The following is an 11,974-nucleotide window of genomic DNA, read 5'->3' as shown; positions in this document are numbered from 1 at the left end:
ATTTAGCAAAATTGTTGAGGAATTCTAATCAATTGAACTGAGACACTTCAATGAGTAATAGTCAGTCCACAGGATTGCCTGTTTGGGTACAAGAAAGAGATACAGTTATCGCCAATGATGCTGGGGTTGAATGGCGAGAGGGCAAACGCCCTGATTATGCCGAAACTAATGAATTTCTTAAGAAAGGTAGTAAATTCAATCATCCAGAGGGGTCTTTGGAAGCGATCGCTCAAAACTTAGTTAGAACCTTCGAGATGGAAGCCTCTTATAAGGCTAATCCTGAGCAGTGGTTGTCTATTGTTGCCGACCAGTTTCGGATGACGACTAACGGTGGACCAGAATACAATGCCCAGACTGTTGCTGATATCGGCACATACAACGTATTTCTTGGAGATACCGAACACTATCGCTCCACAGAGGAAACCTTTGAATCATCCATAGAAATTTTCCATAACGCTTTTCCCAATGGCTTTTTATGGGAACTGATGGAAATACTTTCCGGACCTCCTAATGTCACCTTTAAGTGGCGGCATTGGGGCACGTTTAGCGGTTCCTTTAAAGGTCATGAACCCACAGGAGAAACCATAGAAGTGTTTGGCATCAGTATTGCTCGGGTTACTGAAGACTTGAAGATTGTCTCCTTGGAGCATTTCTTTGATAATAGTTTGTTTCTCAAGCAATTAACATCAGGCTGTCCCTTCCACTCTCAAAATTCAAATAATTCGTAAGCTATCAGCTATCAGCCGTCAGCTATCAGCTGTCAGCTGTCAGCTGACGGCACCTCAAGTAGCACCTCAAGTAGCGCATATGCTTACCAAATGCTATAGCAATTCTACGACTTGTGAGGTACAAATTTCTGGTTTTTAGGGAGCAGGGACTTCGGAGCAGGGAGCAGGTAAGAGTAACCCACCCCTAACCCCTCCCAGGAGGGGAAGTGAGGGAAGAGGTAAAAAATAATGTGTACCTCATAGCTACGAGAAACGCTATAGTCGTTTAAAGTTGAAGGTTTTTTGTTTAAAGTCAACATTAAACCTTCAACATTAAACCTTCAACATCAAACCTTCAACATCAAACCTTCAACATCAAACCTTCAACATCAAACCTTCAACATCAAACCTTCAACCTTAAACCTTCAACATCAAACCTACCCTACACCGAACCCCTACGGCAAACAACCTTCATGCTGATTAATCACCGTCCTAATTACAGGAATTATGGTAAAAAATGTTCGATTAATGTGGGAATTTTTTTCTATTAGTGAACGCCTTTCCAAGGACTGTAAAACTGAAATAAGTCGTGAATTATAGTCTAAGGTAATACTATCGCGCAATTGTTTAATAGAAATGGGAGTAGGATTTCTAGCTAGATAGGCGATCACCTTCTTCTCTGACTCATCTAACCGATTCAATTGCTCGATTAACATTGCTCTCATTGGCTCAGGAACAATCATTTCCTCCCAACTAAAAAATTCCGATACACTACCAAAAAAAAAGTCTTTAATCGTTGTCACAGCCAGCTTTAATCCTAAGGGATTGCCTCGATAACGTTTAATGAGTTCCATTTCTTGCTCTTGTTCAGACAAACCATTAGCTGCTAATAGTTTCCGAGCATCTTCTGTTGGTAAACCGTTTAGGGTTAATGAACGAGTGGAATAGTTTTTTTTCTCAAGTAACTCCATTTGTAGCGGTGGTTCCCAACTGATTAAGAGCAAACAACTTTGGTGTCTTTCTTGTGCTACTCTTCTAAAAAGTTGACCATAATCCTCATATCCGGCTTGATACTGTCCAACTAAAGTGCCACGGCTTAAAATCTGTTCAGTATCATCGAGTATTACTAAACAGCGATGCTCTCGTAAACACTCTAGAAAGTGAGACATCAGCAGGTTGATGTCTTCTGGTAACTCCGATGACTGGTGGTGAGACAGGAATGGAATCAGTTGTGTCAGCAGTTGCTTCAGGGGTTGGGCAGAGGATAGCGATCGCCAAATAATATAATCAAACTCCTCCTGCATCTCTCGTGCTAGCTTAGCAGCTAACGATGTTTTGCCAACGCCTACTATCCCAAGTATTGCTACCAATTGGCTTCGCTTGAGATTAATCCATTGCTTGAGAGTGTTCAGTTCCCTAGTGCGTCCATAGAATGCAGAAATTTGTGGTGCTTCACCCCAATCTTGGCACTGTTGAGGAGTTTTGTATCCAGCGGCTTCGAGCCATATAGAGATATCTCTCCAACTTTTGAGAGTGTTGGATGTCCGATTAGTTAAGGTTTCTACATACCGATACAAACCTTTAGTTAGTTGAACGCTAAGTGACCCACAACTCCAATGGAGAGCAGCAGCAATTTTTTTGGGAGGATAGCCGCACAGCAAACCTCTTAAGCATGCTTTTTCCACTGGGGTCAATTTGATTTCCCTATTTGTAGCAACGGTTTTTTTCTGAGCCAGTTCTGTATACAACTTTTCTAAATTCCACAGTTTGGCTGCTTTGATAAACAGTTCATCTTCAAATCGATTGGTATTAGAGTTCATAGTAGGGAATCCTAATCAAGAGCACCGAATCAGCACCTATTAACTAATCAATAACTTAGTCAATAATGTAGCTATTGGGAGCGTTTACTAGATATATTTGCAAAACGTAGATGTCCCCGATGCTGATAATTATGCTGTTTTAATTATTTTTAAAAAAATCAGTTTTTGTTACATCTATACGTAAGCAAATTACCCTGATTACTATCCCTAAATTGGGTGCATCTCATATTTGTAAAAAAGTTGGGTAGGGTGCGTTAGGGACGGGCTCCCCCTCATTTTATCGGTAGCCAGTGTTGGGAAAGTCCGTCCCGTAACGCACCACTAGCTCAAACAGCAAAAATGAGATGCACCCCCTAAATTTGTAAGGCTAAATTGTGGTTTTTTTAAAGCTAAGTAAATTTTAGCATTTGATATCGGTAATTACCAGGTAAATTCGGTTTAATTTAGATTGATTTTAATTTAATTACTAAACTAAGCACCCCCGATAACCGATTGAATCATAACTCTAGTTTACTTTATTTGATAAAATTTGACAGTACCCGTTATGGGTACTATTTTTTTTGTCGATCTGGTGCTGCCAAGTAACAAGTCACAAGTAACATTAATTATTAATAATTAATTAATAACTATAGCGATTTTCATAGTAATTAGCTACATACACCTATTTTTTTCCTGTTACCAGATTCGCTCTTACCTATTCCCTATTCCCTGTTCCCTGTTCCCTGTTCCCTTTGCTAAGGCTATACTCCTTGACCTAATCCTAAAACCTAATCAACTACTAATCACCATTAGGTATTTTATAGCTGGTGCGATCGCTAGGGTGGATTCATACCAAAAAAAAGAGTGAATTAACCATGGCTAACTTAGTAACTGAAACTCAGAAATTATCCAACTTAATTCCAGAATCAGAACTAGATTTAATCAAGTCACTGCCACAATCTATTCAGGATCAGGTAGTTCCTAGCCCCGATTTATCTAAGTCTGCTGGTACACCGACTCAGTTAAATTTGACCCAGATACAACAGTTAGTTCCTAATGATTCAGGCTTACAAAGCTTATCGTCGAAATCTATAATCTCAGGACCTTTTAACTTTATTATTGGTACTCCCAATCCTGACTTTTTAGTGGGTAGTAACAACAACGATTTAATCCTAGGACGTGGCGGAAATGACATTATTGTAGCACTCGGTGGCAATGACCTTGTGTTTGGTGAAGGGGGAAATGACATTGTTCTCGCTGGCTCAGGTAATGACTTTGTGTCTGGCGGCTCAGGTAACGACTTTGTGTTTGGCGGCTCAGGTAATGATATCTTGGATGGTGGCTCTGGTAATGACTCCCTATTCGGGGGAACTGGCAAAAACCATTTCATTGGCAGTAGTGGTAATGATGTCCTGAATGGAGAGGAAGGTAACGATACCGTCGATTACACTGGTCTGGGTCGAGCCATTACTCTTTTACCCACGGGAATCGTTAACAAAAGTGGTCTTGGTCAGGATGAGCTGATCCGAGTGGAGACGATTATTGGGGATGCCGGTCAAGCTAATACAATAGATGCCTCTTCTGCTGGTAGTGGTGCCTCTGTGAATGTAAATCTGCAACAGAACAGTTTACAGATTAATGTTGTTAATGGTCCGGTTCTTAATCGCACTGTCGAAAACTTTGTCAATGTCAAAGGTGCTGGTCGCAACGATACCATTATTGGTGATAACAACAGTAATCAACTTACTGGTGGTGCCGGAAGTGACGAGATTACTGGTGCCGGTGGTAATGATACCATCGTAGGTGTCGATCCCAACAGTAAACAGCCAGGTGTTAATGAAATTGATGTCTTAACCGGAGGAGCTGGTGCTGATAAATTTGTGATTGGAGATAGCAATAATCCTTACTATGTCGGTGGAGGAGGATTTTTGGGTCTGAATGATTACGCTCTACTTAAGGATTTCCAATCCGGTACGGATAAAATCCAACTCAAGTCAGGGCTCAACTATACCTTTGCATCAAACTTTATCGCTGTCAATAACGGCTTCTCTTCTTCTGATAAAAGTCTTGCTTCAGCTGAACAGATTGCTCAGGATATTGCTGGAGGTAAGAGTTTAGGTGTTCAATCTCAGCTCACCATAGAGGATAGTTTCGACTCTGTTCAGATCGCGCCTAGTTTCGGCTTTGACATTGTTGCGATTGTGTCTGGTGGCTATAACCAAGGGGATCTGATCTTTGTCTAACGATTAGTTTGGTGGGCAGTGTCAAGTAATGCGATGTTCCGTTCGCGCAGCGTCTGGCACTGCCAGTAAGGAACCGCTTCGCGAACGCGCGGCTTGGTGAATGGGTCTGGTTCACTGCCCACCCTACAGACTTAATCCGGTTGGTGGGCAGTGCCAAGCAATGCGATGTTCCGTTCGCGCAGCGTCTGGCACTGCCAGTAAGGAACCGCTTCGCGTACGCGCTTCTTGGTGAATGGGTCTGGTTCACTGCCCACCCTACATGAAATTCATAATTTATCTACATGAAATTCATAATTTATCCTTCATAATTCATCTATAATTCATATCTCATCCTTCACAATTTATCCTTAATTAAGATTTGATAATTAATCCTTTATAGGACTTGATTTTATGCAGTAAATAAATTACTATTCTATCTAGAGAACGAAAAAATATAAATGGGTGGCAAGTGGAATTCTGCCCCTATCGATAACATAGCTGTTTTGGCGTTATTCAAGGTGCCCTTACTTGCCTAGTTTGTGGTTTCCAGAATAAACACGGTGCTTAACACTCCCTAGGGTTTTGGGTTATCCCAAAACTCGATTATAGGTATGGGTAACTTCAAATCGGAGCCTATAGAGTTAATCACAAATAATCTCCAGGATTATAGATAGGTGGAGTGTGCAAATTTTAGTTCTAAAGTAAACGAATTATTCACAGGACAAACCCATCTAAATTCTAGAATCCTTACTCATCAAAGATTTCAAAATTCATCAGGATAAATACTTATCCTATGAATTCCAGATCCAGTAGGCATTCCAAAATAAGATGCGTTTACCCTGGGGTGATCGTAGCCAAGAACCCTTAATGGTCTTAATGGGAATTTGACATTTTTGGGCTCCTTTGGATCTCCCCCATCAGGGACTACTAATGCTGCAAACCTTTCTAGGCAAGGAGAAAAGATAAATTTCCTAAAGATTCATGAAAGGGATGCAGTCGGCCAAAGGGGAGGCAGTTTGGAGTCTAAGATTTTGTCAAAGTCCGAGTAATCAACTGCTGATGACCATTAGGTATGGTCTAGGTGCTGCGATCGCAACGTTAGGTACATCCAAAAACAGGAGTAAATTCACCATGGCTACGTTAATAGATACAATTAATAGCTTATCCAACATTCCAGCATCAGAACTAAAGTTAATCAACTCACTACCACAATCTATCCAGAATCAGGAAGTTCCTAGCCCCCAGTTATCTAATCCTTCTCTTCTACGGATTCCGTTCACGTTTTCCCAGATACCAAAGTTAATCAACTCACTATCACAATCTATCCAGAATCAGGAAGTTCCTAGCCCCCAGTTATCTAATCCTTCTCTTCTACGGATTCCGTTCACGTTTTTCCAGATACCAACGTTACCCGGTCAGGCAGAGTTACCAACATCATTGTTGCAAAATAAAAGCTCACAGCTTTTCCAGTTGATTCTTGGTACTCCTAATCCTGACTTTTTATTGGGTACTGCCAACGACGATTTAATCCTGGGACTTGAGGGCAATGACATCATTATAGGACTCGGTGGCAATGACCTTCTCTTTGGTCAAGAGGGAAATGACACTATTATCGGCGGCTCAGGTAACGATTTTCTGTTTGGGGGCTCAGGTAACGATTTTCTGTCTGGCGACTCAGGTAACGACTCTCTGTTTGGCGAATCAGGTAATGACTCTCTGTTTGGGGGCTCTGGTAACGACTCTCTGTCTGGGGGCTCTGGTAACGACTCTCTGTTTGGGGGCTTAGGTAACGATTCTCTGTCTGGGGACTCAGGTAACGACTCTCTTCGAGGTGGCTTAGGTAACGACTCTCTATCTGGTGGCGATGGTGATGATACTATCGTAGGTGTAGCTCCCACCAGTAGCAATCCAGGTGTTAATGAAATTGATATCTTAACCGGAGGAGCTGGTGCTGATATATTTGAGCTTGGAGATAGCAGCAATCCTTACTATGTCGGTGGAGGAGGATTTTTGGGTTCGAATGATTTCGCTGTAATTACGGATTTCCAATCTGGTACGGATAAAATTCAACTCCATGGACAAATCAACGACTATACCTTTTTAGGCAGCTTTATTGCTATCAATTCTACTTCGGGTCTTGACGTTATTGCTATAGTTGCTGGTGGCTATAACTCAGCGGATCTGATCTTTTAATAACGACTAGTACACGGTGGCGGAAATAACTGACCAGTTAAAATCTCCTTGATCTGGTTAGTTCTCTGTTCTCTCTCTTAATCCGTTGGTGGGCAGTGTCAAGCAATGCGATGTTCCGTTCGCGCAGCGTCTGGCACTGCCAGTAAGGAACCGCTTCGCGTACGCGCGGCTTGGTGAATGGGTCTGGTTCACTGCCCACCCTACATAAACTTCAGTGGGACAGGGGATTTGGGGAATGCGATCGCCAGGTTGGTGAATCGGTCTGGTTCACTGCCCACCCTACATGAAATTCATAATTTATCTACATGAAATTCATAATTTATCCTTCATAATTCATCTATAATTCATATCTCATCCTTCACAATTTATCCTTAATTAAAATTTGATAATTAATCCTTTATAGGACTTGATTTTATGCAGTAAATGAATTACTATTCTATCTAGAGAACGAAAAAATATAAATGGGTGGCAAGTGGAATTCTGCCCCCATCGGTAAGATAGCTGTTTTGGCGTTATTCAAGGTGCCCTTACTTGCCTAGTTTGTGGTTTCCAGAATAAACACGGTGCTTAACACTCCCTAGGGTTTTGGGTTATCCCAAAACTCGATTATAGGTATGGGTAACTTCAAATCGGAGCCTATAGAGTTAATCACAAATAATCTCCAGGATTATAGATAGGTGGAGTGTGCAAATTTTAGTTCTAAAGTAAACGAATTATTCACAGGACAAACCCATCTAAATTCTAGAATCCTTACTCATCAAAGATTTCAAAATTCATCAGGATAAATACTTATCCTATGAATTCCAGATCCAGTAGGCATTCCAAAATAAGATGCGTTTACCCTGGGGTGATCGTAGCCAAGAACCCTTAATGGTCTTAATGGGAATTTGACATTTTTGGGCTCCTTTGGATCTCCCCCATCAGGGACTACTAATGCTGCAAACCTTTCTAGGCAAGGAGAAAAGATAAATTTCCTAAAGATTCATGAAAGGGATGCAGTCGGCCAAAGGGGAGGCAGTTTGGAGTCTAAGATTTTGTCAAAGTCCGAGTAATCAACTGCTGATGACCATTAGGTATGGTCTAGGTGCTGCGATCGCAACGTTAGGTACATCCAAAAACAAGAGTAAATTCACCATGGCTACGCTGGTAACTAAAACTCAGACATTATCCGAAGTAACTAAAACTCAGAAATTATCCGACCTAATTCCCAAATCAGAACTAGATTCAATCAAGTCACTGCCAAAATCTATCCAGAATACAGTAGTTAGTATCCCCCAACCTACGTCTGCTGGTAAACTGACTCCGTTAAGTTTGAAGCAAATACAACAGTTAGTTCCCGATGAGTTAGCCTTACAAACATTATCGCCGAAAACTAAAATCCCAAAGATTTTTCACGTGAAGATTGGTACTGGTCTCGGTGAGGAGATTGAGGGTACTGACAAAAACGATTTAATCCTGGGACTTGGCGGAAATGACACCATTTGGGGATTCGGTGGCCATGACGTTCTGTTTGGGAACTCAGGTAACGATATTCTTATCGGCGGGTCAGGTAACGACGTTCTGTTTGGGGGCTCAGGTAACGACTTTCTTCTCGGTGGCTCAGGTAACGATTGTCTGTATGGTGGCTCAGGTAACGACTTTATGTTTGGCGGCTCAGGTAACGACTTTCTATCTGGCGGCTTAGGTAACGACATTCTTATCGGTGGCCCAGGTGACGATTGTCTGTTTGGGAACTCAGGTAAGGATCGTCTGTTTGGTGGCTCAGGTAATGATACTCTGTCTGGGGGCTCAGGTAACGACTCTCTGGTTGGGGGCTTAGGTAACGACTCCCTTCTCGGTGGCTCAGGTAAAGACACTTTGTTTGGGGGCTCAGGTAATGACTCTCTGTCTGGGGGCTTAGGTAACGACTCTCTTCGAGGTGGCTTAGGTAACGACTCTCTTCGAGGTGGCTTTGGTGATGATACTATCGTAGGTGTCGATCCCACCAGTAACAATCCAGGTGTTAATGAAATTGATATCTTAACCGGAGGAGCTGGTGCTGATACATTTGTGATTGGAGATGAGAACAATGCTTACTATGTTGGCCAAGGATTATTTGGTTTAAATGATTACGCTGTAATTACGGATTTCCAATCTGGTACGGATGAAATTCAACTCAAGTCAGGCATCAACTATACCTTTGAAGACAACTTTATTGCTATCAATTCTACTTCGGGCCTTGATGTTATTGCTATAGTTGCTGGTGGCTATGAGCAAGACGATCTGATCTTTGTTGGCTAGTTCACCATGGGAGAAATAACTGACCAGTTAAAGTCTCCTTGATCTGGTTTGTTTCCTGTTTTTCCTCTTTATTAATCCGTTGGTGGGCAGTGGCTACAAATGCTATGACTTGATGAATCGGTTTGGTTCACTGCCCACCCTACATCTACTGTGATTAACCGGGTTGGTGGGCAGTGTCAAGTAATGCGATCGCGCTTCTTGGTGAATCGGTCTGGTTCACTGCCCACCCTACATCTACTGTGATTAATCGATTGGTGGGCAGTGTCAAGTAATGCGATCGCGCTTCTTGGTGAATCGGTCTGGTTCACTGCCCACCCTACATAAACCTGAGTGGGACAGGGGATTTGGGGAATGCGATGTTCCGAAGGAACATCGCGTTTTCACCAATTGCCTGATTCACTGATCTGATTCACTCCCTACCCCCAGTTATTGACAAAAGTCGTAACTGGGGGTAATTTTTGTTTCTATATTGTTCACGTTCCCTTACTATAAACAGAAAGATCATGAACAAGCGCAGTAAAAATAAAAAACGCCGGAAAAAGGGAAGACCTTTTTCCTATTACCCTCCTAGTTTATGGTTTTATAAAGATAATTTTCTCCCTCATGACTCTATAATCACCCCCAGTCAAGTAGACCAATGGCGCTATGAGGTTGAACAAAGGTATCAAGATTTTTATTTAGGCGTTTTTTGTTGTCTAGCTGAAGGGGCGACGAAACAGGCTGAAATGCTTGGTATGTAAAGCTAGTAGCATTTTGTGGTAAAAAAAAGTAGGTCTCTAAATTTGCAACAAGACCTACGTATTGCAACGGTGCGCTTTCCAATGGGCGAGTAAATCGCCCTTGGGTCGCACCGCAATGTTACCAACATTCTACCAAAACCACCTAAAAAGTCAATTAAGTCTAGCCGATTATATTTTTTAAAAAATCCTGATTAATCTTTTACAATTACTCAATAAAGTCAGTTTATAAAAGTTAGCAAATGCTCTACCTTTCCCCATTAAATTTGAAAGCAAAATAAAAATAATACAAAGATTTTTATCGCTGCCAAATCTCATCATTGAAAAAGTTTGGTTTCCAATAGTTGAAGAAGTTTTGAAAACATACTTTACCTCGGAGAAACTAATTTATATAGCAATAGATCGAACAAGTTGGGGTCGCATTAATTTATTCATGGTTAGCCTCATTTGGGATAAAAGCGATGCAGCAAGGGAACAGGGGGTTCCCCCCGGAGACGAAACCTGATTACGTTGAGCCTTTATGGTTGGTAGGCTATGCAGATGCATGGGTTTTAACTTATTGATTAAGGCGAGCCTGTCTTACGGTAACTATCGCCAAAGGCGCGCTTGGCCGTAGGCCACGCCAAAGGCGAACGCGAACAAACCACTCGCTATTGCATCAAGACAGGGCGTTTCCAGTATATTTTACTTTGTTGCCAAAGTTAGGGAGTAGTAATCTAACAGAACAACAAATAATATTGTCAAAAGTTATCCCGCTTCTTGATGCAGTCGCTCATCGGGGTTTCCCCCATGAGCGACTGCCGTGGTTTCCCCCATGAGCGACTGCATCAAGACAACGAAAGTATTATCAACGCGGTTTAAGGGCTAGGTCGCTTATAGAATCTGCGTTTTAGCTCATTTCGTCGCCCCCTCAGAATCTCTAGTGAGATTAGGGGGAACCTATAACTCAGTAAACTTAATTATGTTAACTTTTAAATAGGACAGTAATGACTAATTTAGGGGAAAACCTTAAAAAAAGACGAGAATCCCTAAATATCACCCAGCGGGAAATCGCTCATGAATTGGGCGTAACTGTTACCACGGTGCAAAATTGGGAAGCGGGCAGGCATATCCCCAAACTGTACCCCAATCAGCTCAAGGTATTGTGTGACCTGCTGAAAGTTACCCTAGATGAATTGGCAAAGTGGGTAACTGATTGAACGGTTGGGATCTAGCAAAAAAAAAACGCCCCATATGGGGCGTAATGCTTTCCTATTAACCTGGGACAGTGTCCCAACAGTTAATCAAAAAACTAAAACAGGAGAGGATTATCGGTGTCACCACCTTGCCATTTTATTGGCTACTTGTTACAGCGCCTGTGAACCAAACTTTTCGCAAAAAAATCAGAAAAAATTTTTTGGGGCAAAATCTTTAGGGAATAGGGAGTAGGGAGTAGGGAGTAGGGAGTAGGGAATCGGGAGTAGGGAGTAGGGAGTAGGGAGTAGGGAGTAGGGAGTAGGGAGTAGGGAATCGGGAATCGGGAAACAATTTTGTTTAACCGATTAGTATGACAACCGGAATAAGCGTGTTTTTATATGATTTGTAAACAGACGTATTGCAGGAATTGGCTTGCATAAAAGAGGCAAAAGGCAAGATGGTAAAGAGATTCGGAGTGTTATTTGACAATGAAAAAATACCTGATTAGGTTTACATCTCATTTGGAAACCCTATAGCGCGATTGGCCGTTGGCCACGCTACGCGATCGCGCTATACAAAAAAATGCCCTGTGTAGGGCATTGAATATCTGTCTTCCAAATGGCTAATTATGCGCCTAAGCAGCCATTTCTTCCATCATCATCGCCATTTGCTGCTTGGCACGAATGTTTTTCATGTGCTTCTTCACGGTATTGAGGGTAACAAACAGTTCCGCAGCAATCTCTTTGTAGGAGTAATTGACTCGACGCAGTAACCAGACTTCTGCCTCACGGGCAGTTAAGCCATATTTATGAACTTCAGCTAGGGCTATACTATGAATGGATTGACGTTGGTCTTCGAGG

Annotated in this window: 11 protein-coding genes and 1 pseudogene; 9 read left to right on the top strand and 3 right to left on the bottom strand. The window is 42.0% G+C overall.

The genetic code is table 11. The features are described 5' to 3' along the window. Positions 1–50: 50 nt before the first annotated feature. Together F6K49_RS29145 and F6K49_RS29140 are read left to right on the top strand one after the other, a co-directional pair. Positions 51–728: an ester cyclase gene (locus tag F6K49_RS29145; RefSeq protein ID WP_293045905.1), complete on the top strand. Its 678-nt coding sequence runs from the start codon at positions 51–53 to the stop codon at positions 726–728. A 282-nt stretch (positions 729–1,010) separates the two neighbouring features. Continuing rightward, positions 1,011–1,187: a hypothetical protein gene (locus F6K49_RS29140; protein WP_293102230.1), complete on the top strand. Its 177-nt coding sequence runs from the start codon at positions 1,011–1,013 to the stop codon at positions 1,185–1,187. Here the strand turns inward: F6K49_RS29140 and F6K49_RS29135 are convergent. Continuing rightward, entirely contained in the window at positions 1,163–2,527 is a 1,365-nt protein-coding gene (locus tag F6K49_RS29135) for an ATP-binding protein (protein WP_293102228.1), read from the bottom strand. The genes F6K49_RS29140 and F6K49_RS29135 overlap by 25 nt on opposite strands. 854 nt (positions 2,528–3,381) lie before the next feature. Here F6K49_RS29135 and F6K49_RS29130 point away from each other — a divergent pair. The 4 genes from F6K49_RS29130 (at position 3,382) to F6K49_RS29115 (ending at position 9,201) form a co-directional block, all read left to right on the top strand. Next, positions 3,382–4,749, top strand: coding sequence for a calcium-binding protein (locus F6K49_RS29130; RefSeq protein WP_293102226.1), 1,368 nt, complete (start codon positions 3,382–3,384; stop codon positions 4,747–4,749). Between the two features lie 960 nt (positions 4,750–5,709). After that, positions 5,710–6,921 carry a calcium-binding protein gene (locus F6K49_RS29125; protein WP_293102224.1) on the top strand — a complete coding sequence of 404 codons (1,212 nt, stop codon included), beginning with the start codon at positions 5,710–5,712 and terminating at the stop codon, positions 6,919–6,921. Between the two features lie 177 nt (positions 6,922–7,098). Next, positions 7,099–7,230 (top strand): hypothetical protein, encoded by a 132-nt coding sequence (locus tag F6K49_RS29120; protein ID WP_293084600.1) that lies wholly within the window; start codon positions 7,099–7,101, stop codon positions 7,228–7,230. Positions 7,231–7,905: 675 nt separating this feature from the next. Further along, positions 7,906–9,201: a calcium-binding protein gene (locus tag F6K49_RS29115; protein WP_293102222.1), complete on the top strand. Its 1,296-nt coding sequence runs from the start codon at positions 7,906–7,908 to the stop codon at positions 9,199–9,201. A gap of 176 nt (positions 9,202–9,377) precedes the next feature. On the opposite strand, the gene F6K49_RS29110 is transcribed toward F6K49_RS29115, so the two are convergent. Continuing rightward, entirely contained in the window at positions 9,378–9,509 is a 132-nt protein-coding gene (locus tag F6K49_RS29110) for a hypothetical protein (RefSeq protein WP_293102220.1), read from the bottom strand. Between the two features lie 195 nt (positions 9,510–9,704). Between F6K49_RS29110 and F6K49_RS29105 the strand changes: the two genes are divergently transcribed. The 3 genes and pseudogenes from F6K49_RS29105 to F6K49_RS29095 all read left to right on the top strand — a co-directional run bounded on the left by F6K49_RS29105 (position 9,705) and on the right by F6K49_RS29095 (position 11,137). Then, positions 9,705–9,941, top strand: coding sequence for a hypothetical protein (locus F6K49_RS29105; protein ID WP_293102218.1), 237 nt, complete (start codon positions 9,705–9,707; stop codon positions 9,939–9,941). Between the two features lie 115 nt (positions 9,942–10,056). Continuing rightward, a pseudogene (locus F6K49_RS29100) lies at positions 10,057–10,395 on the top strand (IS4 family transposase); the annotation flags it as partial. A 529-nt stretch (positions 10,396–10,924) separates the two neighbouring features. After that, complete coding sequence (locus tag F6K49_RS29095; RefSeq protein WP_070391614.1) at positions 10,925–11,137, top strand: helix-turn-helix transcriptional regulator; 213 nt, start codon at positions 10,925–10,927, stop codon at positions 11,135–11,137. A gap of 611 nt (positions 11,138–11,748) precedes the next feature. Here F6K49_RS29095 and F6K49_RS29090 read toward each other — a convergent pair. Continuing rightward, positions 11,749–11,974 (bottom strand): LuxR C-terminal-related transcriptional regulator (locus F6K49_RS29090; protein WP_293102216.1); only part of this gene is annotated, 226 nt, incomplete at its 5' end.

Source organism: Moorena sp. SIO3I6, from assembly GCF_010672095.1.
This window is presented reverse-complemented; position numbering and strand designations above follow the sequence as displayed.

Coding starts and splice junctions, on each gene's coding strand:
- F6K49_RS29135 (WP_293102228.1), bottom strand. CDS start 2,527: ATGAACTCTAATACCAATCGATTTGAAGATGAACTGTTTATCAAAGCA.
- F6K49_RS29130 (WP_293102226.1), top strand. CDS start 3,382: ATGGCTAACTTAGTAACTGAAACTCAGAAATTATCCAACTTAATTCCA.
- F6K49_RS29145 (WP_293045905.1), top strand. CDS start 51: ATGAGTAATAGTCAGTCCACAGGATTGCCTGTTTGGGTACAAGAAAGA.
- F6K49_RS29105 (WP_293102218.1), top strand. CDS start 9,705: ATGAACAAGCGCAGTAAAAATAAAAAACGCCGGAAAAAGGGAAGACCT.
- F6K49_RS29125 (WP_293102224.1), top strand. CDS start 5,710: ATGAAAGGGATGCAGTCGGCCAAAGGGGAGGCAGTTTGGAGTCTAAGA.
- F6K49_RS29115 (WP_293102222.1), top strand. CDS start 7,906: ATGAAAGGGATGCAGTCGGCCAAAGGGGAGGCAGTTTGGAGTCTAAGA.
- F6K49_RS29120 (WP_293084600.1), top strand. CDS start 7,099: ATGGGTCTGGTTCACTGCCCACCCTACATAAACTTCAGTGGGACAGGG.
- F6K49_RS29095 (WP_070391614.1), top strand. CDS start 10,925: ATGACTAATTTAGGGGAAAACCTTAAAAAAAGACGAGAATCCCTAAAT.